Source organism: Rhodococcus sp. 06-462-5 (genome assembly GCF_002258315.1).
Taxonomy (GTDB): Bacteria; Actinomycetota; Actinomycetes; order Mycobacteriales; family Mycobacteriaceae; genus Rhodococcoides.
Window position 1 is genome coordinate 24,249 of sequence record NZ_NOYD01000038.1, and the last position, 22,546, is coordinate 46,794.

At 65.3% G+C, this 22,546-nt stretch carries 21 protein-coding genes; 16 read left to right on the forward strand and 5 right to left on the reverse strand.

The features are described 5' to 3' along the window. Positions 1 to 87: 87 nt before the first annotated feature. The 8 genes from ahcY (at position 88) to secA (ending at position 11,229) form a co-directional block, all read left to right on the forward strand. Positions 88 to 1,572 (forward strand): adenosylhomocysteinase, encoded by a 1,485-nt coding sequence (gene ahcY, locus CH251_RS17340; RefSeq protein WP_032397661.1) that lies wholly within the window; start codon positions 88 to 90, stop codon positions 1,570 to 1,572. Positions 1,573 to 1,592: 20 nt separating this feature from the next. After that, entirely contained in the window at positions 1,593 to 2,258 is a 666-nt protein-coding gene (locus CH251_RS17345) for a dTMP kinase (protein WP_094614255.1), read from the forward strand. Positions 2,259 to 2,262: 4 nt separating this feature from the next. After that, entirely contained in the window at positions 2,263 to 2,940 is a 678-nt protein-coding gene (mtrA, locus tag CH251_RS17350; protein WP_027496508.1) for an MtrAB system response regulator MtrA, read from the forward strand. Continuing rightward, the gene (gene mtrB / locus CH251_RS17355; protein ID WP_094614256.1) at positions 2,937 to 4,637 is read left to right on the forward strand and encodes an MtrAB system histidine kinase MtrB; all 1,701 of its coding nucleotides are present in this window, start codon (positions 2,937 to 2,939) and stop codon (positions 4,635 to 4,637) included. Before mtrA ends, mtrB begins: the two co-directional genes overlap by 4 nt. 35 nt (positions 4,638 to 4,672) lie before the next feature. Next, positions 4,673 to 6,415 (forward strand): MtrAB system accessory lipoprotein LpqB, encoded by a 1,743-nt coding sequence (lpqB, locus tag CH251_RS17360; RefSeq protein ID WP_143537815.1) that lies wholly within the window; start codon positions 4,673 to 4,675, stop codon positions 6,413 to 6,415. 47 nt (positions 6,416 to 6,462) lie between these two features. Beyond that, positions 6,463 to 7,146, forward strand: coding sequence for a ComF family protein (locus tag CH251_RS17365; RefSeq protein ID WP_094614257.1), 684 nt, complete (start codon positions 6,463 to 6,465; stop codon positions 7,144 to 7,146). Between the two features lie 200 nt (positions 7,147 to 7,346). Beyond that, on the forward strand, positions 7,347 to 8,015 hold the full coding sequence (gene hpf / locus CH251_RS17370; protein ID WP_094614258.1) for a ribosome hibernation-promoting factor, HPF/YfiA family: 669 nt from the start codon (positions 7,347 to 7,349) through the stop codon (positions 8,013 to 8,015). A 307-nt stretch (positions 8,016 to 8,322) separates the two neighbouring features. Continuing rightward, positions 8,323 to 11,229 carry a preprotein translocase subunit SecA gene (gene secA / locus CH251_RS17380; protein WP_094614260.1) on the forward strand — a complete coding sequence of 969 codons (2,907 nt, stop codon included), beginning with the start codon at positions 8,323 to 8,325 and terminating at the stop codon, positions 11,227 to 11,229. 37 nt (positions 11,230 to 11,266) lie between these two features. Here the strand turns inward: secA and CH251_RS17385 are convergent, their stop codons facing one another. After that, positions 11,267 to 11,842, reverse strand: a complete 576-nt coding sequence (locus CH251_RS17385; RefSeq protein ID WP_143537811.1) for an Rv3235 family protein — start codon at positions 11,840 to 11,842, stop codon at positions 11,267 to 11,269. Between the two features lie 186 nt (positions 11,843 to 12,028). On the opposite strand from CH251_RS17385, the gene CH251_RS17390 reads away from it, so the two are divergent. From CH251_RS17390 to CH251_RS17410, 5 genes are all read left to right on the forward strand, one after another. Further along, entirely contained in the window at positions 12,029 to 13,474 is a 1,446-nt protein-coding gene (locus CH251_RS17390; RefSeq protein WP_094614475.1) for a wax ester/triacylglycerol synthase family O-acyltransferase, read from the forward strand. Between the two features lie 11 nt (positions 13,475 to 13,485). Next, positions 13,486 to 14,010, forward strand: coding sequence for a hypothetical protein (locus CH251_RS17395; RefSeq protein ID WP_094614262.1), 525 nt, complete (start codon positions 13,486 to 13,488; stop codon positions 14,008 to 14,010). 124 nt (positions 14,011 to 14,134) lie between these two features. Further along, entirely contained in the window at positions 14,135 to 15,250 is a 1,116-nt protein-coding gene (locus CH251_RS17400) for a ferredoxin reductase (protein WP_032398293.1), read from the forward strand. Between the two features lie 108 nt (positions 15,251 to 15,358). Next, on the forward strand, positions 15,359 to 16,660 hold the full coding sequence (locus tag CH251_RS17405) for a fatty acid desaturase (protein ID WP_094614476.1): 1,302 nt from the start codon (positions 15,359 to 15,361) through the stop codon (positions 16,658 to 16,660). Positions 16,661 to 16,782: 122 nt separating this feature from the next. After that, on the forward strand, positions 16,783 to 18,033 hold the full coding sequence (locus CH251_RS17410; protein ID WP_094614263.1) for a fatty acid desaturase: 1,251 nt from the start codon (positions 16,783 to 16,785) through the stop codon (positions 18,031 to 18,033). Between the two features lie 52 nt (positions 18,034 to 18,085). Here the strand turns inward: CH251_RS17410 and rsgA are convergent, their stop codons facing one another. Genes rsgA through ybaK form a run of 3 tightly spaced genes read right to left on the reverse strand, consistent with a single transcriptional unit; the run spans position 18,086 to position 20,886 of the window. Further along, entirely contained in the window at positions 18,086 to 19,120 is a 1,035-nt protein-coding gene (gene rsgA, locus CH251_RS17415) for a ribosome small subunit-dependent GTPase A (RefSeq protein ID WP_179273396.1), read from the reverse strand. Further along, positions 19,072 to 20,388, reverse strand: a complete 1,317-nt coding sequence (gene aroA, locus CH251_RS17420) for a 3-phosphoshikimate 1-carboxyvinyltransferase (protein ID WP_094614264.1) — start codon at positions 20,386 to 20,388, stop codon at positions 19,072 to 19,074. The genes rsgA and aroA overlap by 49 nt, the downstream gene beginning before the upstream one ends. 6 nt (positions 20,389 to 20,394) lie before the next feature. Beyond that, the gene (gene ybaK / locus CH251_RS17425; RefSeq protein ID WP_094614265.1) at positions 20,395 to 20,886 is read right to left on the reverse strand and encodes a Cys-tRNA(Pro) deacylase; all 492 of its coding nucleotides are present in this window, start codon (positions 20,884 to 20,886) and stop codon (positions 20,395 to 20,397) included. Positions 20,887 to 20,976: 90 nt separating this feature from the next. Between ybaK and CH251_RS17430 the strand changes: the two genes are divergently transcribed. Then, a complete protein-coding gene (locus CH251_RS17430) occupies positions 20,977 to 21,759 on the forward strand; it encodes a sigma-70 family RNA polymerase sigma factor (protein ID WP_230596997.1) in 783 nt (260 codons plus the stop codon). Continuing rightward, positions 21,756 to 22,052, forward strand: a complete 297-nt coding sequence (rsrA, locus tag CH251_RS17435) for a mycothiol system anti-sigma-R factor (RefSeq protein ID WP_094614266.1) — start codon at positions 21,756 to 21,758, stop codon at positions 22,050 to 22,052. The genes CH251_RS17430 and rsrA overlap by 4 nt, the downstream gene beginning before the upstream one ends. A gap of 71 nt (positions 22,053 to 22,123) precedes the next feature. Here rsrA and CH251_RS28295 read toward each other — a convergent pair whose 3' ends face one another. Beyond that, complete coding sequence (locus CH251_RS28295) at positions 22,124 to 22,198, reverse strand: 50S ribosomal protein bL37 (protein WP_370878772.1); 75 nt, start codon at positions 22,196 to 22,198, stop codon at positions 22,124 to 22,126. 119 nt (positions 22,199 to 22,317) lie between these two features. On the opposite strand from CH251_RS28295, the gene CH251_RS17440 reads away from it, so the two are divergent. Continuing rightward, entirely contained in the window at positions 22,318 to 22,533 is a 216-nt protein-coding gene (locus CH251_RS17440; protein WP_008717734.1) for a biotin/lipoyl-binding carrier protein, read from the forward strand. Positions 22,534 to 22,546: the final 13 nt, after the last annotated feature.

Below are 22,546 nucleotides of genomic sequence, written 5' to 3' on the forward strand. Positions count from 1 at the left end.
CCACTCCTGCTCGCTCGGGCAGCCGGTGGTGCCGCCGCGCGGACCCGATAGCCTGGGAACAGATACTCAGTCAACAGGAGAGGCAAGATGACGACCTCAGTTACGTCAGGATCGGCACTCACCGTGGATCGCCGCGGTGGAATCGACTTCAAGGTCGCAGACCTGTCGCTCGCGGAATTCGGCCGCAAGGAAATCCGACTCGCCGAGCACGAGATGCCCGGCTTGATCGCGCTGCGTCGCGAGTACGCCGACGTGCAGCCGCTCAAGGGAGCGCGAGTCTCGGGATCGCTGCACATGACCGTGCAGACGGCTGTGCTGATCGAGACCCTGGTTGCACTCGGTGCCGAAGTTCGGTGGGCATCCTGCAACATCTTCTCCACCCAGGACCACGCGGCAGCGGCCGTCGTCGTCGGACCCTACGGCACCGTCGAGGAGCCCAAGGGCGTCCCGGTGTTCGCGTGGAAGGGCGAAAGCCTCGAAGAGTACTGGTGGGCGGCCGAGCAGATGCTCACCTGGCCCGAGCAGCCCGCCAACATGATCCTCGACGACGGTGGCGACGCCACGATGCTGGTTCTGCGCGGCGCGCAGTTCGAGAAGGCAGGTGTCGTCCCGCCGACCGACGACGATCACGATTCGGACGAATACAAGGTGTTCCTCGGCCTGCTTCGTCGCTCGCTCGAGGCGTCGAAGTCCAAGTGGACCGAGGTGGCCGAGTCCGTTCAGGGCGTCACCGAGGAGACCACCACCGGAGTGCTCCGGCTCTACCAGTTCGCGGCTGCGGGAGAGCTCACGTTCCCGGCCATCAACGTCAACGACTCGGTCACCAAGAGCAAGTTCGACAACAAGTACGGCACCCGCCACTCGCTGATCGACGGCATCAACCGCGGCACCGACGTTCTCATCGGCGGCAAGGCTGTGCTGGTCTGCGGCTACGGCGACGTGGGCAAGGGCTGCGCCGAGGCGCTCAAGGGCCAGGGTGCACGCGTTACCGTCACCGAAGCCGACCCGATCAACGCGCTGCAGGCGCTCATGGACGGCTTCGACGTGCGCACGGTCGAGGAATTCATCGAGCAGGCCGACATCGTGATCACCTCGACGGGCAACCTGTCGATCATCACGTTCGAGCACATGCGCAAGATGAAGCACCAGGCGATCCTGGGTAACATCGGCCACTTCGACAACGAGATCGACATGGCCGGGCTGGAGAAGGCCCCCGATGTCACGCGGATCAACATCAAGCCGCAGGTCGACGAGTACCAGTTCAAGGACGGGCACTCGATCATCGTGCTGTCCGAGGGCCGCTTGCTCAATCTCGGCAACGCCACCGGCCACCCGTCGTTCGTCATGAGCAACAGCTTCTCCAACCAGGTCATCGCCCAGATCGAACTGTGGACCAAGCCGGACGAGTACGACAACGAGGTCTACCGCCTGCCCAAGCACCTCGACGAGAAGGTCGCACGCATCCACGTCGAAGCGCTCGGTGGCTCGATCACCAAGCTCACCAAGGAGCAGGCCGAGTACATCGGCGTCGACGTCGAGGGCCCGTACAAGCCCGAGCACTACCGCTACTGACCGACGGGGCCGGTCCGGCAGTGGGAAAACTGTTCGTCATCGAAGGAGTCGACGGAGCGGGCAAGAACACGCTCGCCCGTCGGCTCGTTTCGGCGTGGAAACGTGACGGCCTGTCGATCGAGCGCATCGGGTTTCCCCGGTACGACCGGTCGATCCACGCCGATCTGGCTGCGGAGGCGTTGCACGGCGAACACGGTGACACCGCGGGCAGCGTGCACGCGATGGCTCTGTTGTTCGCGCTCGATCGCCGGGACGCGGGCGACGAGATCCGAGAGTTGCTCTCGGACAACGACATCGTCCTTCTCGATCGGTACGTGGCATCCAATGCCGCCTACACCGCGGCTCGGCTCGGGCAGTCCGCCGACGGCGAGGCCGTCGAATGGATCAGGTCGCTCGAATTCGACCGTTTCGCGGTACCCGTTCCCGACGTCCAGATTCTCCTCGACGTCCCGGTGGCGCTCGCCGCCGAGCGTGCTGCGGCCCGTGAGAGTGCGGACGCCGCTCGCACCAGGGATGCCTACGAGCGGGACGGCTCACTGCAGAGCCGAACCTCGGCTGCGTACGGCGGCCTCGCTGCCTCTCACTGGGTGTCGCCGTGGCGAGTCGTCACCGCCGACGTCGATCCCGATCGACTCGCCGCCGACATGTTCAATCAGCCATCAGGCGTTCGGAAAGTGACACCATAGGACCATGAAGCCTCGGATTCTGGTTGTGGACGACGATTCGGCTCTGGCGGAGATGCTCACCATCGTGTTGCGCGGTGAGGGATTCGAGCCCTTCGTGGTCGGCGACGGCACGCAAGCACTGGCTGCCGTGCGCGAGAACCGGCCGGACCTGGTGCTGCTCGACCTGATGCTTCCCGGCATGAACGGCATCGACGTCTGCCGCGTCCTTCGTGCCGATTCGGGCGTGCCGATCGTCATGCTGACAGCCAAGACCGACACCGTCGACGTCGTCCTGGGCCTCGAGTCCGGTGCGGACGACTACATCATGAAGCCCTTCAAGCCGAAGGAACTGGTCGCTCGGGTGCGCGCGCGCCTGCGCAGGACCGAGGACGAACCCGCCGAACTGCTGTCCATCGCAGACATCGTCATCGACGTGCCGGCCCACAAGGTCAGTCGCGGCGACGAACTCGTCTCCCTCACCCCACTCGAGTTCGACCTGCTCGTGGCGCTTGCCCGCAAACCGCGGCAGGTGTTCACTCGAGAGGTGTTGCTCGAACAGGTCTGGGGCTACCGCCACGCGGCCGACACCCGACTGGTCAACGTGCACGTGCAGCGTCTGCGCGCCAAGGTCGAGAAGGATCCGGAGAACCCCGAGGTGGTGTTGACCGTGAGGGGGGTCGGCTACAAGGCCGGACCGCCGTGATCCGTTTCTCCCATTCTCGGCGGCGAATCAACGGCAAGTTCTCTCCGGTACTGCGTTGGTTTCGTTCGCTGAGTACGACGTTGGGCCATGCCTGGCGTCGTTCACTGCAGCTGCGCGTCGTCGTCTCGACGTTGACGCTGTCCCTGGTGGTCATCCTCATTCTCGGTGTGGTGTTGACCAGCCAGATCACCGATCGACTGCTCGAAGCGAAGCTGTCCGCCGCCACCGAGGAACTCGACCGTTCGCGGACCACCGTCGAGGGCAACCTCGCCGGAGCCGACGATTCGAGCGGGCTCGCGACGCGCCTCGAACGAGCCAGGGCGGCACTGACCAATCAGGATCTGGACGCCGCGTCGACCACCGGGTCGGCCGGATCGTTCGATCCGGTCCTGATCGTGGAAGGCGACGCCACCCGCGCGGAGGCCTCGGTCGGTCCGGTCGATCAGATCCCGAACAGCCTGCGCGACTTCGTCAAGAAGGGCCTGATCAGTTCGCAGTATGCGACGGTGACCGACAGCGACGGCGGGTATACCGGCTCGGCCCTGATCATGGGATCTCCCACCGGTTCCGACATCTCGGCTCTGCAGCTCTATCTCATCTTTCCGTTGGCCAGCGAGGATCGCACGCTCTCGCTCGTGCGCGGCACGTTGTTCATCGGCGCAGTGGTGCTGTTGGTACTGCTCGCGGCGATCGCGATGCTCGTCGCACGTCAGGTGGTCCTGCCCATTCGTTCGGCGTCGAGGATCGCGGTGCGGTTCGCCGACGGCAGGCTCAAGGAGCGCATGCCGGTCCGCGGCGAGGACGACATGGCCAGGCTCGCGATGTCGTTCAACGAGATGGCCGAGAGCCTGTCCAAGCAGATCACCCAGCTCGAGGAATTCGGTAACCTGCAGCGCCGATTCACCTCCGACGTCAGCCACGAACTGCGCACCCCCCTCACCACCGTTCGGATGGCCGCAGACCTCATCCACGACGCCAGCGACGACCTCGAGCCCGCACTGAAGAGATCCTCGGAGCTGTTGGTCAACGAGCTCGATCGGTTCGAGACCCTGCTCGGTGACCTGCTCGAGATCAGCCGCCACGACGCGGGCGTGGCCGAGCTGGCCGCCGAACAGCTCGACCTGCGCATGTGTGCGCGCGCGGCAGTGTCGACCGTGCGGCACCTGGCGCGCGAGACCGGCACCGAAGTGATCGTCGACATGCCCGAGACCGCAGTGATCGCCGAGGTCGACCCCCGACGGGTGGAACGGATCCTGCGAAATCTGCTGGCCAACGCACTCGATCACGGCGAAGGCAAGCCGGTCCTGCTGCGGCTGCGCTCGGACGCCGACGCCGCAGCATTCGTGGTGCGCGATCAGGGTGTCGGTCTGCGACCGGGAGAAGAGAAGCTGGTGTTCAACCGGTTCTGGCGCTCGGATCCCTCCCGCGTCAGGCGATCCGGCGGCACCGGCCTGGGGCTGGCGATCAGCGTCGAGGACGCCCGCCTGCACGACGGTAAGCTCGAAGCGTGGGGAGCAGTAGGCGAAGGCGCGTGCTTCCGGCTCACCCTGCCGCTCGTGCGCGGGCACAAGGTGATCGGATCCCCGCTGCCCCTCAAACCCAGCACCAGGAAATTCGCACAAGGACAACCGATTCCCTCGATCACCGCAGCCAAGACATCCACGCCGAGGACATCCGCGTCGGAGCCCGCGACGTGATCTTCTCGTGTCGGCGCAGCACCCGAGTGCTGGCGATGTGCGGGCTCGTCGTCGCCCTCGTGAGCGGATGCGCCAGCCTTCCCGAGTCGTCCAGTCCCCAGGCCATCGGCACCTTGACCGCCGGTGCCGCGCCCACCAGTGCCCCTGCTCCCGAGCCGGGACGCGAGCCCGATCGCTTGCTGGACGACTTCTTCGAGGCCAGCGCAGTCTCGGCCAACAGGCACCAGGCCGCCCGACAGTTCCTCACCGAGGAGGCGTCGGGAACCTGGGACGACGGCGCACGGACGGTCGTGGCGGACCGGATCGACACCCTTTCCGGCCCGCGAACTGCAGAAACCGCACAGTTCACGATCCGCTCGACGACGGCCGGGATGCTGGCCTCCGGCGGGGAGTATCAGGCCGGCTCGGACACCTTCGACGCCGCGATAGAGATGGCGCGAGTGGACGGTCAGTGGCGGATCTCGAAACTGCCGCCGGGCGTCGTCATCGATCGATCCGCGTTTCTGAACACCTATCAACAGCGATCGCTCTACTTCGTCGATCCGCTCGGTGGCGTACTCGTACCCGATGTGCGGTGGACCAGCGGATCGCAGGACCAGCTCGCCAACCAGCTCGTGCAGCTGCTCATCGACGGCCCCAAGTCGGCGCTGTCGGCCGCGGTGAGCAACGAATTGTCCGACGACGTGAGTATTCGCGGGCCGATCACCAAGGCCGACGGTCAGACCTCACAGGTCGGGGTGGGACTCGGTGGCATCAAGATCGACTTCGGCGGCCTGCAGAACAAGGGTGATCGCGACCGCGAACTGCTTGCCGCTCAGGTGATCTGGACTCTCGCCTCGGCCGAGGTGGCAGGGCCGTACGTGTTGCTCGCCGACGGTCAACCCATCGACACGACGAAGCCCGACGGGTGGACGACCGCGGGCGTCGACTCGTTCGATCCGCTGGGCAGTACCGACGACAGTGTCGGACTGCACGCACTCGCGTCCGGCACATTGCTCCGCGTCGACGAGGCGGAGACCACCCCCGCTCCCGGGTACTTCGGGCAGGCCCGCAATCTGCGCTCGGTGGCGCTGTCCAACGACGGCACCCTGGTGGCGGGCGTCGCGGACACCGGACGGCCCGCCCCCGCGCCGTCGAGCACGCTCATGGTCGGCAGCTACGACGGTGGTGCGTTCCCCGTGGCCGAGGGGCAGTCGATCACGCGGCCCACGTGGGGGGCCGACGACAACGCCGCGTGGGCGGTGATAGACGGCACCAACGTCATCCGAGCTGCCCGCGATCCTTCCACCGGTCAGGTGTCGGTGATACCGGTCGAGGCCACCTCCGTCACGACGCTCGGCAACCGGATCACCGAACTGCGACTTGCCCGTGACGGCGTGCGAGCGGCGCTCATCGTCGACGGCGTCGTGTACGTGGCGACGGTGGTGCGCGAGCCCTCGGGCGTGTACTCCCTGACCGAACCGAGGGCGGTGGCCATCGGACTCGGTAGCGACGCCACGAGTTTGGACTGGAGTACCGGCGACACCATCGTGATCGCGCGGGTCGCCACCGACACACCGGTGGTCGAGGTGACCGTCGACGGCTCCCGGATGGATCCGCTGCCCTCACGCAATCTGACCACTCCGGTGTTGGCTGTCGATGCCTCGCCGGAAACGGAGTACGTGGCCGATGCTCGGGCCGTGTTCGCCCTCAACAATGCCGATCCGGTCGGCGACCGATACTGGCGCGAGGTCACCGGATTGGCCGGAGTCAAAGCGGTGCCGATTCTGCCCGGCTGACGTCGGTCGCGGATGTCTGTCGGTGGGCCCGGGCAGACTCCGCAGCCATGCGGTCGCTTCTCGATCTGATTCTGCCCCTCGAGTGCGCCGGGTGCGGTGTGCCGGGGGAGCACTGGTGCCAGGTGTGTTCCCTGGCCCTGTTCGTCCCGCCCATCGCCGTTCGCCCACGAGTCGATCCCGGTGTGCCGTGCTGGTCTCTCGGTACCTACAGCGGGCCACGCCGCAGTGGTGTGATCGCCCTGAAGGAGAGAGGCCGTCGGTCGGTGGCCCTGCCTTTCGGGCGCGCACTCGCCGAGGCCGTCGGACATCTACGCGACGCAGGCGAGATCGATCCACCCGAGCTGAGTTCGCTGATTCTGATCTGCGCGCCCTCTAGGGCTCGTGCGGCGCGCGCTCGCGGGGGTGATCCCGTGCTGCGATGCGCTCGTATCGCCGCCGAACAGTTGGCACCGGAGCGAGTGCTCGTGCCCGAGTTGCTTCGCATGACCGGCGGAGTCCGCGATTCGGTCGGACTGTCCGCCGGGCAACGGCAGCACAACGTGGCGGGCCGGATCGAGGCCGTCGGGGTGGCGTCACCGCGAGCCGACACACGTGTGATGGGGTCGGCGGACTTCACCGTTCTGCTGATCGACGACGTCGTCACCACCGGCGCGACATTGGCCGAATCGGCAAGAGTGCTAACCGATTTCGGAGTGCCGGTGGCCGGCGCACTGGTGGTGGCCAGTGCGTGAGTGCGAGGTGGAGGGACACGCCGACAACCAATTCGGGGTGAACGGTGGCACACGAGTCGATGACCGACTAACGTCGCGGACACGCACCGACTGGACCAGATGTGAGGTGATGCCCCGGACTTTGATGCCGGAAGGTTCCCCTTTCGGCATGCACACTTGCCACGTCCAACAGTGGGCGTGGCCGATATCTGGAGGTACGCGTGACGACCCCTTCACAAGCCTCGGTTTTCTTCGACGAGAAGCCCTCGGAAGAACCCGCCAAGAGCAATGCGGACGTCGTGGTCAAAGGCCGCAACGTCGAGATACCGGATCATTTCCGGATATACGTCTCCGAGAAATTGGCTCGCCTCGAGCGCTTCGATCCCTCCATCTACCTGTTCGACGTCGAACTGCAGCACGAGCGAAATCGCCGCCAGGCCAAGGCATGTCAACGCGTGGAGATCACCGCGAAGGGCAAGGGCCCGGTCGTTCGAGCCGAAGCGTGTGCCGACAGTTTCTATGCCGCACTCGAAGCGGTGACGTCGAAACTCGAGAGCAGACTCCGGCGCACCAAGGACCGTCGCAAGGTCCACTACGGCGAGAAGCGGCCCGTGTCCGTCGCCGAGGCCACTGCCGAACTCGCCGAGGACGACACGCTGGCACTCGATCCCGAGACGAAACTGGATTCGTTCGAGGACGACCAGAGCGGCCCGGGCCACATCGTGCGAACGAAGATCCACTCGGCCGCACCGATGAGCGTCGACGACGCACTGTACGAAATGGAACTCGTCGGTCACGATTTCTTCCTGTTCCACGACAGCGCAAGCGATCGCCCCTCGGTCGTGTACCGACGGCACGCCTTCGATTACGGCTTGATCAGACTCACCTGACCGGACCGTCAGGGACGGCTCGACTCGTTCGCCGTCCGTGAAATCTTTTCACCGCTGCAGGCTCGACACCGGAGACTCGATCCCCACGTCGAGCCTGCAGTGCTGTGTCGGTGTTGTCCGAATGGCCGACCGGCGATCTCCGACGACCGACAGTCGGGCTGCCGGGTTCGCAGCGACACCGCCTACCATGGACGCGTTCGGGTTACCCGCCGCGCAGAAGTCGTGGTGACGAACCCGTGAGCTCGTGCAGTATGCAGTGTTGTTCGTACCAGTACCCGTGAACCGAGGATCGAGGACGAGAAAGCCCGTGCCGTCGCTGTCGTTTTCCAAGCTGCTCCGTGTCGGTGAAGGTCGCATGGTCAAGCGGCTCAAGAGCATCGCCGACCACGTCTCGACCCTGTCTCCGGACATCGAGAGCCTCTCCGACGACGAACTGCGCGGCAAGACCGCGGAGTTCAAGGAGAGGTACTCCGCCGGCGAGACCCTGGATCAGCTCCTGCCCGAGGCCTTCGCCGTGGCCCGCGAGGCGTCCTGGCGAGTGCTGTCGCAGCGACACTTCGACGTTCAGGTCATGGGTGGTGCCGCCCTGCACTTCGGCAACATCGCCGAGATGAAGACCGGTGAGGGCAAGACACTGACGTGTGTTCTGCCCGCTTACCTCAACGCCATCTCCGGCGAGGGTGTGCACGTGGTGACGGTCAACGACTACCTCGCCAAGCGCGACTCGGAGTGGATGGGTCGCGTGCACCGTTTCCTCGGTCTCTCGGTCGACGTGATTCTCTCCGGCATGACGCCGGTGGAACGCCGCGCCGCCTACGCCGCGGACATCACCTACGGCACCAACAACGAGTTCGGTTTCGACTACCTGCGCGACAACATGACGCACTCGCTCGACGACCTGGTGCAGCGCGGCCACAACTTCGCCGTCGTCGACGAGGTCGACTCGATCCTCATCGACGAGGCCCGTACACCGCTGATCATCTCGGGACCGGCCGACGCGTCGAGCAAGTGGTACGGAGAGTTCGCCCGTATCGCGCCGATGCTCAAGGTCGACACCCACTACGAGGTCGACATCCGCAAGCGGACCATCGGTGTGCACGAGGCAGGCGTCGAACTGGTCGAGGATCAGCTCGGCATCGACAATCTGTACGAGGCCGCCAACTCGCCGCTCGTGAACTACCTCAACAACGCGATCAAGGCCAAAGAGCTCTACACGAAGGACAAGGACTACATCGTCCGCGACGGTGAGGTCATCATCGTCGACGAGTTCACCGGTCGCATCCTGGTGGGACGCCGCTACAACGAGGGCATGCACCAGGCGATCGAGGCCAAGGAAAAGGTGGAGATCAAGGCCGAGAATCAGACTCTGGCCACGATCACCCTGCAGAACTACTTCCGTCTCTACGACAAGCTCTCGGGCATGACGGGTACCGCCGAGACCGAGGCTGCCGAGCTCCACCAGATCTACGGACTCGGCGTCATTCCGATTCCGACGAACCGTCCGATGGTCCGAGTGGACAACGGCGACCTGATCTACAAGACGGAAGAGGCCAAGTTCGACGCCGTCGTCGACGACGTCGTCGAGCGGCACGAGAAGGGCCAGCCGGTCCTCATCGGCACGACGAGCGTCGAGCGCTCGGAGTACCTGTCGAAGCAGTTCACCAAGCGCGGTGTCGCCCACAACGTGTTGAACGCGAAGTTCCACGAGCAGGAAGCGACGATCATCGCCGAGGCGGGCAGGCAAGGCGCGGTGACGGTGGCCACCAACATGGCCGGTCGAGGCACCGACGTGGTGCTCGGCGGCAACCCCGACATCCTCGCCGACCTGAAGCTTCGCAAGCAGGGCCTGGACCCGGTCGAGACCCCCGAGGACTACGAGGCTGCCTGGGAGCCCGCGCTCGAAGAGGTCAAGGCACAGGTCAAGGCCGACGCCGATACCGTGCGCGAGGCCGGTGGGCTGTACGTCCTCGGTACCGAGCGACACGATTCGCGTCGTATCGACAACCAGCTTCGAGGCCGCTCCGGTCGTCAGGGTGATCCGGGCGAATCGCGTTTCTACCTCTCGCTGGGCGACGAGTTGATGCGTCGATTCAACGGCGGCGCACTCGAGTCGATCATGACCCGGCTCAACCTGCCCGACGACGTCCCGATCGAAGCCAAGATGGTGTCCAAGGCCATCAAGAGTGCGCAGACCCAGGTCGAGCAGCAGAACTTCGAGATCCGCAAGAACGTTCTCAAGTACGACGAGGTGATGAACCAGCAGCGCACCGTCATCTACGAGGAGCGCCGCCGCATTCTCGAAGGTGCCGACATGGAGGGCCAGGTCGAGGGCATGATCACCGATGTGATCACCGCCTACGTCGACGGTGCCACCGTCGAGGGCTACGTCGAGGACTGGGATCTGGAACAGCTCTGGACCGCGCTGAAGACTCTCTACCCGGTGGGGATCGACCACAAGGTGCTCGCCGGCGAGAACGAGGACGGCGAGAAGGGCGACCTGAGCCGCGACGAATTGCGTGAGGCGCTGCTCGAAGACGCGCGATCTGCGTACGCCACCCGCGAGGCCGAGATCGACGGTATCGCCGGCGAGAACGGGATGCGCGAACTCGAGCGCCGAGTACTGCTGTCGGTACTCGATCGCAAGTGGCGCGAGCACCTCTACGAGATGGACTACCTCAAGGAAGGCATCGGCCTGCGTGCAATGGCGCAGCGCGACCCGCTGGTCGAGTACCAGCGTGAGGGCTACGACATGTTCCAGGGCATGCTCGACGGCCTGAAGGAGGAGTCGGTCGGCTTCCTGTTCAACCTGCAGGTCGAGGCCACACCGGCCCCGACAGGACCTGCGGCCTCGGCTGGTCTGGCCGTGGCTCCGGGACTGTCCTCTCCGGTGGGCTCCGGCCGCCCGGCACCGGCACCCGCCGCAGCACCGGCACCGACGGCACCGGCACCCACTGCCGCTGTACCCACCGCTCCGGCACCTACCGCCCCCGCAGTGCCCTCGGCTCTGCGGGCGAAGGGTCTCGACGAGCAGGACGAGCAGAGACTGACCTTCTCCGGTCCTGCCGAAGGCGGTGGCACTGCCGTACGCCGATCCGGTCCGTCCCCGTCCGGCAGCGAGTCCGCCGCCGAGGGCACCCGCCGCGAGCGTCGCGAAGCAGCGAGGACTCAGAGCAAGGCACCCAAGAAGGCAGCTCGCTCCAAGCGCAAGAGGTAGTGCACGACGGTCGCGTCGCCGCCGGGCGACGCGACCGTCAGCCCACGTGCAGCGACGTGACCGTCCACCCGGGCCGGCGTGGGTCGATGGCCAGCTCGATTCGGCCGGCGAAGGCGAACGTGCGCGGGCCGCGGGTGTAGGAGCCGAAGATCTCCGCGGAGACATCCGATCGATACGCCACATGTACCCGACGCACTGCAGCGAAGCCGAGTCGTCTGCCCGGCGGCGGGTTCCGCACTATGGTCCGCACCAGGTCGATCATCGAGGCGGTGAACAGGGGCGACAGCTGGTCTGCGCTGCGACGTCGATCGATCACCTCGATCATCATGCGCATCGCGCGGTCGGCGCTCGAACGTGCATCTGCGGGCACCGGTGGCCTTCCGGGAGGCTCGATGCGCCGTCGAGAACGGTTGCTGCGCACGGATGTTCGGTGCCGGGCCTGCGGCGGTTCGGTGGCTGGTGCCGGATCCCACGTGTGCACGGCACCGGAGCAGAGCGGCGGTTCGAACGGAGCGGCACGCGAGAGAAAGCGATGATGTTCGGCGCGGAGTCGCGGGCCGGGGGCCGACGTGTCCGCGATGTCCGGCGGGTCGTTCGATTCGATGACGCTCACACCGACATTGACGGTTCGAGAGCGCGTTCGGTTCCCGTCGAAAACCCTCGATCGGCCCGCGACACGGCCCTCGACCGACCGCGAGACCGACATTTGTCCGCCACGTACTCTAGGTTCGAGCACACTGCGCGCCCGGCCACAGGAAGCGGCGCGTACTTCACGCGAGGACGGGGACTGGAACACGCGATGGCGACCAGGCTGACAGCGCAGGATGCGTCGTTCTACTTTCTCGAGGCCAGTAGCAGCCCTATGCACCTCGGGTCGCTCGCCATCTTCCGCACTCCTCGCAGTGGATTCAGTTACGACCGACTGCTGTCGTTGGTCGAGCAACGATTGGCATTGGTTCCCCGGTATCGGCAGAAGGTGCGTGAGGTCGCCTTCGGTCTGGCCAGGCCGGTATGGGTCGACGACGCGGATTTCGACATCACCTACCACATTCGCCGGTCGGCGCTGCCCAAGCCGGGTTCGGACGATCAGTTGCACGATCTGATCGCGCGGCTGACCTCGCGCCCACTCGATCGCACCCGGCCGCTGTGGGAGATGTACCTGGTCGAGGGGTTGTCGAAGAATCGCTTCGCGGTCTTCAGCAAGTCACACTCGGCGCTGGTCGACGGCGAACACGCGCTCGACATCGGTCAGGTCATTCTGGATGCGAGCAAGAACCCGCCGCCGATGGCCGAGGAACTCTGGATGCCTGCGCGTGAGCCCAAGGATTCGGCGTTGGTCATCGATGCGCTGACCGAGTTGGTGGTGCGTCCCGGGGAGAGCGTCGAGGCTCTGCGCGGCGCGGTCCACGGGGCTGCCGGTGTCGCGGGCGAGGCGCTGCGGGCCGCGGCGAAGGTCGCGGCGGTGCTGCGCACGGCGACCCAGAGCGCACCGTCGAGTCCGCTGAACGCCCCGATCTCGCGAAACCGCAGATTCGCGGTCGCCAAGACCGAGCTCGCCGATTACCGCAGAATCCACAACAGGTTCGACTGCTCGATCAACGACGTGGTTCTCGCCGTCGTCACCGGGGCACTGCGCAATTGGTTGCTCTCTCGGGGTGAGCCCGTCACGGCCTCCTCGACGGTGCGGGCGATGGTTCCCATGTCGGTGTACGTCTCGGCCGATCGGGTCGGTTTCGGAGATGCGGCCGATCGGCCGGCCGAACCGACGGAGGAGGATCGCAGCGAGGTCTCGTCGTTTCTGGTCGACCTGCCCGTCGGAGAATCGAATGCCGTGGTGCGGCTCTCGCACATTGCGCACGCCACCGAGGCGCACGCCAAGCAGAGTCGCGGAGTCACCGCACAGACACTGATGCGCATCTCCGGCTTCGCGCCCGCGAGCCTGCACGCGATGGGCGCGCGAGCGGGCAGTCGGCTCTCTCAGCGGGTGTTCAATCTGATCGTCACGAACGCGCCCGGACCCCAGTTCCCGCTGTATGTGGGCGGAGCGCGCATGCTCGAGATGTATCCGGTGTCGCCGCTGTTCGAGAACCAGGCGATGAGCATCGGGTTGACGTCCTACGACGGCTACGTGTTCTTCGGGCTCAATGCCGATCGAGGTGCCATGCCCGACGTGGACGTCGTGACGGCGCTTCTGCACGAGGCGCTGGAAGAGTTGGTCGACGCCAGCAACGAATCGAGAGTGTGAGGTCATCTGCAATGCGTGTCTACGTTCCGGCGACGCTGGAGTTCTTGAAAGTGTTGTCGGCGGAGGGCGAGTTCAGCCCGGTCTCGCGCACGGCCTTCGCGGTGACACCGACGCTGCGTGAGGCGTACTCGTCCGGCGACGACGAGGAGCTTTCCGAGGTGGCGATGGGGGAGGCCGCTCGGGCCTCTCTACGACTGATCGCTGCCGCAGTCGACGACGAGACCGACACCGGGACGGTCGCCGAAGGAGTGGTGTACCGGCGGGCGGTCATCGCAGCCGATGTGGACGATCCCACTCTGCGCCCCGATCTGGACGATGCCGTCGTCCGGCTCAAGGAACCGTTGCGGATGGACCAGGTCGCGTCGGTCCACGTCGATCTCGAAGGGGCCGAATCGGCGGTGGCCAAGGCTGTCGCTGCGGTCGATGCCGCGGACATGGGTGACGTGGACGCGGAGTTCGTGCTCGGAGACGCCGAGGATCACACGCTCGCGTGGTACGCCCCGCAGGAGTTGTCGTTTCTGCTCGAACTGCTGTGACTCCGCCGTGTTCGTTCGCGCACGATTCGCACCGGCACAGGTGTTCCCGGACCCGAACCTACGGTAGCGTAACCTCGATGACCGCAAGCGGTTCAGTATCTCGATCGAGGGGATGGAACACCCGATGGATCTGAAGAAGTGGCTGGAGGCTCCGGCGGCCGGTGTATCGGCCCCCAAGCGTCCGAGACTGAACATGGTGCGTGGTGCCTTCACCCGCATCACCACCCCCTTGTTGCCCGACGACTACCTGCATCTGGCGAATCCTCTCTGGTCGGCGCGCGAACTGCGCGGCCGAATCGTGCGAGTGGAGAAGGAAACCGCCACGGCGGTGACCCTGGTGATCCAGCCGGGTTGGGGCTTCAATTTCGACTACCGGCCCGGCCAGTACATCGGGATCGGGTTGCACCTCGGTGGGCGATGGCACTGGCGGTCGTACTCCCTGACCTCCCCGCCGAACTGGGAAGACAAGCTGATCTCCATCACCGTCAAGGCGATGCCGGAGGGCTTCCTCTCCTCGCACCTCGTCGGCGGCGTGCCACAGGGAACCATCGTTCGGCTCGCCGCCCCGAAGGGCAATTTCGCGCTGCCCGTGCCGCCGCCGAACAAGATCTTGTTCGTCACGGCAGGCAGCGGCATCACCCCGATCATCTCGATGCTGCGGGCGCTGGATCGACACGGCGACATGCCCGACACCGTGCACATCCACTCGGCACCCACCGAGGACGAAGTCATGTTCGCCGCCGAGATCGCCGCGCTGGAGAAGTCTCATCCCAACTTCACCTCGCACGTGCAGCTGACGCGATCGGACGGCAAGTTCGCACTCGCCTCGCTCGACGAGCTCTACCCCGACTGGCGTACGCGCGATACCTGGGCGTGCGGGCCGGCAGCACTGCTCGAAGAGATCGAGAAGACCTGGAAGCGCGAGGGAATCGAGGACCGGCTTCACCTGGAGCGGTTCGAGATCTCGCGCGCCGACACCTCCGGTGCCGGCGGCACGGTCACGTTTTCCAAGTCGGACAAGAAGACCACCGTCGACGGCGCGACCAGTCTGCTGGAAGCCGGCGAGAACGTCGGCGTTCAGATGCCGTTCGGCTGCCGGATGGGTATCTGCCAGACGTGTGTGGTGCCGTTGACGGCCGGACACGTCATCGACCTTCGCTCGGGTAAGGAACACAGCGAGGGAGACCGCGTCCAGACGTGTATTTCCGCCGCTGCGGGCGACTGCACATTGGAACTGTAGGTCTGTTTTTCGCACACTGCCTTCTCAGGCTGTTCGGCTACGCTTACGTAGGTTGCCCACGTCGAAACCCGATATTTCGGGCACTGCACTCAACTGTTGGAGGACCCGGTGGCTATCACCGACATCAAAGAGTTCGCTCATCTCAGCGAAGCGGACATGGAAGCGTTCGGTCGTGAACTGGATGCGATTCGTCGAGACGTCGAAGACAGCCGCGGCGAGCGCGATGCCGCCTACATCCGTCGGACCATCAGGCTGCAGCGGCTGCTCGAGCTCGGTGGCCGCGCGGTGCTGCTCGGCAGCAAGTATCGACCGGCCTGGATCGTGGGTACGGCGATGCTCAGTGTCGCCAAGATCGTCGAGAACATGGAACTCGGCCACAACGTGATGCACGGGCAGTGGGACTGGATGAACGATCCGGAAATTCACTCCACCTCGTGGGAGTGGGATCAGACCGGGCCGTCGGAGCAGTGGAAACGCGCCCACAACTACTCGCATCACACGTACACCAACATCGTCGGCATGGACGACGACATCGGCTTCGGCATCCTGCGGATGACCCGCGACGAGCCGTGGAAGCCGATCAACCTGGTTCAGCCGCTCGCCAACATCGTGCTGGCCACCACCTTCGAGTGGGGCATCGCGCTGCACGACTACGACGCGCAGAAACAGTTGGACGGCGAGGACGAGAAGGGTCTGCTGAAGTCTCCGGCGAGCCGTGCCTTCGCGCGCAAGATCGCCAAGCAGGTCGGAAAGGATTTCGTTCTGTTCCCGGCACTGTCCGGCCCGGCGTGGAAGTCCACGTTGACCGCCAACGCGACGGCCAACCTGGTCCGGAACCTGTGGGCGTATGCGGTCATCTTCTGCGGTCACTTCCCCGATGGGGCAGAGAAGTTCACGATCGGTCAGTTCGAGACCGAGACACGGCCCGAGTGGTACCTGCGTCAGATGCTGGGCAGTGCGAACTTCGACGCCGGTCCTGTCATGGCGTTCATGAGCGGCAATCTCTGCTACCAGATCGAGCACCACATGTTCCCGGATCTGCCGAGCAACAGGTACTCGGAGATCGCCGAGAAGGTGCACGCTCTGTGCGAGAAGTACGACCTGCCGTACACCACGGGGTCGCTCGGCAAGCAGTACCTGCTGGCGCTGCGGACCATCCACAAGCTGTCGCTGCCCGACTCGTGGCTGCGTGCCACGTCCGACAACGCTCCCGAGACGTCCTCCGAGCGGCGGTGGCGGGTGGGGGATTCGCCTGCTGTTCATGCTCTTCGGATCGATCCGCTCACCGGGCAGCGTCGAGGTCTGCGTTCGGCAATGCAAGAGGCGCGCGTGAGCTTGCGCAACGCCAAGAAGGAAGCCAAGCGTCAGGCCAAGGCTCTTCGTCGATCGGGCGACCGCGTTTCGTTGTGAATCGTCACACAGATTTCCGAGCGTAACCTACGGGACCGTAAGTTACGATACGGTAGGTGACGGAATTGCACATGGCCTGATACGCGAGCTATGTGTTCACGACTGCCAGGAGGTTGTTTCCCATGGCGATTACGGACGTCAAAGAATACGCGCATCTGACCGATGCCGACATCGAGGCGTTGGGCCACGAGCTCGACTCCATCCGGCGTGACATCGAGGCGTCCCGCGGTGAACGCGACGCCCGGTACGTCAAGAACACGATCCGCCTGCAGCGATCCCTCGACATCGGTGGCCGGGCCGTGCTCTTCGCCAGCCGCCGTCGTCCGGCATGGCTCGTAGGCACCGCCATGCTCGGGGTTGCGAAGATCATCGAGAACATGGAGCTCGGCCACAACGTCATGCACGGCCAGTGGGACTGGATGAACGACCCGGAGATCCACTCCACGTCGTGGGAGTGGGACAACACGGGGCCGTCGGCTCACTGGAAGCAGACGCACAACTACATCCACCACAAGTACACCAACGTGCTCGGCATGGACGACGACGTCGGCTACGGTCTGCTGCGCGTCACCCGCGATCAGCGGTGGAAGCCCTTCAACATCGGCAACCCCGTCTACAACCTGCTGCTGCAGTTGTTCTTCGAGTACGGGGTGGCGCTTCAGCACCTCGAACTGGGCAAGGTTGCCAAGGGCCGAGTGCCGCGCGAGGAATTCGAGCAGAAGCGACGCGAGGTGCTCGAGAAGGTCGGCAAGCAGATCGGCAAGGACTACATTCTCCACCCGTTGCTGACCGGTCCCGCCTGGAAGAGCACGTTGACGGCGAACATCGTCGCCAACATGATGCGCAACGTGTGGACCAACACCGTCATCTTCTGCGGCCACTTCCCGGACGGTGCGGAGAAGTTCACCAAGTCCGACATGGAGGGCGAGACTCAGGGACAGTGGTACCTGCGTCAGATGCTCGGCAGCGCGAACTTCAATGCAGGTCCCGTCATGGAGTTCATGAGCGGCAACCTGTGCTACCAGATCGAGCATCACCTGTTCCCCGACCTCCCCAGCAACCGCCTGCGGGAGATCAAGGTGCGAGTGCTGGAACTGGCGGAGAAGTACGACCTGCCGTACACGACCGGTTCGATCGTTCACCAGTACTTCTTGTCCTGGCGAACCATCGCCAAGCTGTCGCTGCCGAACAAGTACCTGAAGGCAACCAGCGACGACGCTCCCGAGACCGCGTCCGAGCGCAAGTGGGCCGACGCGCCCGCAGGCCTGTTCACCGTCGATCCCGAGACCGGCAAGCGTCGTGGTCTGCGCACCGCCATCGCAGAGACGAAGAAGCGCAAGGGAATTCGTAGGCTGGTCGGTAAAGCCGCGTAGTCCTGCGCCGAGTTCGAGCCTGGTGGCAACCGATTCCGACCGGAATTCGTTGCTACCAGGCTTCATTCGTTCGAACGGCTTCGAGGAGCAGGCGCACGGCCGCGACGCGTCGACCAGCGTCTCCGGTGAGCGCGTCGAGAGCGCACTCGGGATCTGCCGGTGGGCCGAGGTGCGTGCATCCTCGGGGGCAGTTCTCGATCGTGTCCGCCAGGTCGGAGAACGCCGCGACGACGTTCTCGGGGGAGATGTGCGCCAGTCCGAACGACCGGATACCGGGAGTGTCGACCACCCAGCCGCCGCCGGGGAGCGGTAGCGCTACCGACTGCGTCGAGGTGTGACGACCCTTACCGACGCCCGAGACCACCCCGGTGGCGCGATAGGCGTCGGGCACCAACCTGTTGACGAGCGTGGACTTTCCGACGCCCGAGTGTCCGATCAGCGCGGTCACCGAGTTCGTCAGCATCGCGGTCAGCTCCGTGAGGTCCTCGGATTGGCCCGCCAGCACCACCGGTACGTCCAGATCGGCGAAGGCCGCGGTGAATTCCTCGGGGGCGGCGAGATCGCTCTTGGTCAGGCACAGAACGGGTTCGAGGCCGCCGACGTACGCGGCCACGAGTGCCCGCTCGACGAAGCCGGTGCGAGGAGGCGGGTCTGCGAGCGCCGCTACGATGAGCAGCCGGTCGGCATTGGCGACCACGACGCGCTCGAACGGGTCGGTGTCGTCCGCGGTGCGACGCAACACCGTCCGCCGCTCCGCCACGCGCACTATTCGGGCCAGAGTGTCGACCTTGCCCGACAGATCTCCGACGATTCCGACCTCGTCTCCCACCACGATCGGAGTTCGGCCCAGCTCACGGGCGCGCATCGTCACGACCGGCCGTGCCGGGTCACCGCCGAGCACGCAACCCCATCGGCCGCGGTCGACGGACACCACCATGCCTGCTTCGGCGTCGTTGTGTTCGGGTCGAGTCTTGGTGCGTGGACGCGAACTCTTGCCCGGACGGATACGAACGTCGGACTCGTCGTACCGGCGCGCGGTCAGGAGCCGACCCCGCTCGGTGTCGATGCGGAGAGCATTGCGTCCCACAGCATCTCGAAACCGGGAAGCGTCTTGGCGGTGGTGCCGATGTCGTCCACCTCGACCCCGGGGACACGCAATCCGACGATCGCGCCTGCGGTGGCCATCCGGTGGTCGGCGTAGGAATGCCAGACGCCTGCGTGCAGCGGAGCCGGATCGATTCGGATGCCGTCGTCCGTTTCGACTGCGCGTCCACCGAGTCGAACGATCTCGGTGGTCAGTGCGGCGAGTCGGTCGGTCTCGTGGCCCCGCAGGTGGGCGATGCCACGCAGAATCGACGGACCTTCGGCCAGTGCGGCGAGTGCCGCGACCGTCGGGGTCAGCTCGCCGACATCGTGAAGATCGAAGTCGATGCCGCGCAACGTATCCGGGCCCTCGACGGTCAGGATGCCTGCGGTCAGGTCGACGCGAGCACCCATCCGGGCGAGTATCTCGCGGAAGACGTCGCCGGGCTGGGTGGTCGATTCGGGCCAATTCGGCACGCGCACTCGGCCTTTCGTCACCACTGCTGCAGCGAGGAAGGGGGTGGCGTTGGACAGGTCCGGCTCGATGCTCCACTCGATCGGCGCAACCGGTCCCGGGTGCACCCGCCAGGTGTTCGCGTCACCACCGGTTTCGGGGGTATCGACTCGCACGCCCGCGCGCCGCAACATGTCCACGGTCATGTCGATGTGCGGCATGGACGGAACGGGCTTGCCGGTGTGGTGGATTTCGATTCCCTCGTCGAATGCCGCCGCGGAGAGCATCAGACCCGAGACGAACTGCGAGGACCCCGACGCGTCGATGTCGACCGATCCGCCGCGTAGCGAACCGGTGCCGCGCATCGTGAACGGCAGAGCGCTGCCGTCGATCTCGGCCCCCACCGCGCGCAGGGCGTCGAGGATCGTGTCGAGTGGACGAATGCGTGCCTGTTCGTCGCCGTCGAACGACACCTCGCCGGCGGCGAGGGCAGCGAGGGGCGGCACGAAGCGCATGACGGTACCCGCCAGACCGCACTGCACCGCGCCTCCGTGCAGCGGTGCCGGAGTCACGCGCAACGTTGTCCTGTCGTCGTCCGCGGCGACGATCTCGATACCCAAGGTTGCCAGGGCGTCGATCATGAGATCGGTGTCACGGCTGCGTAGGGCACCGGTGATCGTCGACGAGCCGGTGGCGAGCGAGGCGATGATCAGTGCGCGATTGGTGATCGATTTCGATCCGGGCAGAGTGACTGTCGCGTCGACGGGTGCGACGGCGGCGGGGGCTGTCCAATTGCTCACCCGTCCATCTTCTCTCATTCGGTGTCAGTGCGCGGCGATGGGCGCGGTTGTGGCGCGGGTGAGCCCGATGAGATCGGTCGGTGCGAGTTCGATTTCCAGTCCCCGGCGACCTCCGCTGCACAGAATCGTCTCGAAGCCGAGAGCCGAGTCGTCGATCGCGGTTGGCAGGGATCTGCGTTGCCCGAGTGGTGAGATACCGCCGAAGACGTACCCGGAGGAGCGCTCGGCGGCAGCCCTGTCGGCCATCGCGATCTTCCTGGTGGACAGCGCAGCGGCCGCGGCCTTGAGGGAGAGCATCGCCGTCACCGGAACGATCGCCACCGCCAGCGAGCGATCTGCTCGTTCCACGACGAGCGTCTTGAAGACCTGTTCGGGTCGAACGCCGAGCCGTTCGACGAGTATTCGGGCTGCCTCCTCGCCGTAGGACTGCGCCCGAGCATCGTGGTCGTACGAGTGCACGGTGTGCGCCACCTTTCGTGCGGTGAGCAGCGCGAGAGCGGGTGTGGACGCAGCCATTCACCGGACTCTAGCGACCGCGCGGGAACACGACGGCACGACGCAGTGTTGTGTAACGACAGATACGGATGCAGGCGGAAGGAATGACGAATGGCAGTGCTGACCGCGGGACGTCCCCTCGTGTTGAAGGGGGTGATCTCTTCGCAGAAGCCGACTACGGGCGCCGTAGCCTGGGCGGTGGAAGCTATCGAAGGGATCAGCGTGACAGAAGCCAGCAATCCCGTCGCTGACGTGGACGACGAGAAGGCAATCGCGGAGCGCAGGGCTGCCGAGACCGAGGCACAGTTGACCGAGCGCTTCGAGCGCGACGCGTTGCCGATGCTCGATCAGCTCTACGGCGCAGCTCTGCGAATGACGCGTAACCCCGCCGACGCCGAGGATCTGGTTCAGGAGACGTTCGTCAAGGCCTACTCGGCGTTCCGGTCGTTCCGTGAGGGCACGAACCTCAAGGCGTGGCTGTACCGAATTCTGACCAACACCTACATCAACTCCTACCGCAAGAAGCAGCGTCAGCCCGCTCAGTACCCGACCGACGAGATCAGTGACTGGCAGCTCGCCGCCACGGCCGAGCACACGTCGACAGGGCTGCGTTCGGCCGAGGTCGAGGCTCTGGACGCGCTGCCGGACGACGACATCAAGGCCGCGCTGCAGTCTCTTCCCGAAGAGTTTCGGATGGCTGTGTACTACGCCGACGTCGAGGGGTTCCCGTACAAGGAGATCGCCGAGATCATGGGCACTCCCATCGGCACGGTGATGTCGCGTCTGCACCGCGGACGCAAGCAACTGCGGGGCCTGCTGGCAGGGGTCGCGCGGGAGCGTGGTTTCAACCGGGACGGCGCAGTCGACCGGCACGAGCAGGAGGTAGTCCAGTGACGGGCACCGGCAGCACCGACGGAGACGAGCAGTTCGAGCGACTCGACTGCTCCGCGGTCATCGCGGACGTATGGGTCATGCTCGACAACGAATGCGACGAGGCCAGCCGATCCCGTCTGCAGAAGCACATCGACGAATGCGGATCCTGCTTCGAAGCCTATGGGATCGAAGAGAAGGTCAAGCGGCTGATCTCACGCAAATGCGGGGGAGACCAGGCACCGGCCGGGCTGCGCGAACGACTCAGTGTGGAGATTCGCCGGACCGTGTTGATTCGCCAGACCGACTCCGAGTAGTCGAGGGTCGTACAACGACGAGGGGCCGAGAAGCAATTGCTTCTCGGCCCCTCGCGGCTTGTGGCAAACCGTCAGCTGTTCGGACGTTTGCCGTGGTTGGCCTTGTTGCCCTTACGAGCACGCTTCTTACGTCCACGCTTTCCCATGATGGGCTCCTCTCGTTTGTTCACTACAGTCTCCCACGTGTGATTGGCTTACTGTGACGGGCCTGGTCTCCGATGGGTGCCCGGCGCAGTTCGTGGTGACGTGAGAGAGGGGTTCGCCGGTGTCGGAGGACGTTCGTGCGGAGATGGTGTCCACGGTATTTCAGGTGGTCGTGGCCCGAGGCGACGCCGTCGAGGTCGGTGACACCCTCGTGATCCTGGAATCGATGAAGATGGAAATTCCCGTGCTGGCCGAGACGGCAGGCACGGTCACTTCGGTGGACGTCGCGGTGGGCGACGTCATTCAGCAGGGCGACCTCATCGCCGTCGTGTCCTGAGCAACGGCCACGT

Coding starts and splice junctions, on each gene's coding strand:
- lpqB (WP_143537815.1), top strand. CDS start 4,673: ATGTGCGGGCTCGTCGTCGCCCTCGTGAGCGGATGCGCCAGCCTTCCC.
- CH251_RS17430 (WP_230596997.1), top strand. CDS start 20,977: ATGGCAGTGCTGACCGCGGGACGTCCCCTCGTGTTGAAGGGGGTGATC.
- CH251_RS17390 (WP_094614475.1), top strand. CDS start 12,029: ATGGCGACCAGGCTGACAGCGCAGGATGCGTCGTTCTACTTTCTCGAG.
- aroA (WP_094614264.1), bottom strand. CDS start 20,388: ATGAGAGAAGATGGACGGGTGAGCAATTGGACAGCCCCCGCCGCCGTC.
- ahcY (WP_032397661.1), top strand. CDS start 88: ATGACGACCTCAGTTACGTCAGGATCGGCACTCACCGTGGATCGCCGC.
- ybaK (WP_094614265.1), bottom strand. CDS start 20,886: ATGGCTGCGTCCACACCCGCTCTCGCGCTGCTCACCGCACGAAAGGTG.
- CH251_RS17395 (WP_094614262.1), top strand. CDS start 13,486: ATGCGTGTCTACGTTCCGGCGACGCTGGAGTTCTTGAAAGTGTTGTCG.
- CH251_RS17365 (WP_094614257.1), top strand. CDS start 6,463: ATGCGGTCGCTTCTCGATCTGATTCTGCCCCTCGAGTGCGCCGGGTGC.
- mtrA (WP_027496508.1), top strand. CDS start 2,263: ATGAAGCCTCGGATTCTGGTTGTGGACGACGATTCGGCTCTGGCGGAG.
- CH251_RS17410 (WP_094614263.1), top strand. CDS start 16,783: ATGGCGATTACGGACGTCAAAGAATACGCGCATCTGACCGATGCCGAC.
- CH251_RS17400 (WP_032398293.1), top strand. CDS start 14,135: ATGGATCTGAAGAAGTGGCTGGAGGCTCCGGCGGCCGGTGTATCGGCC.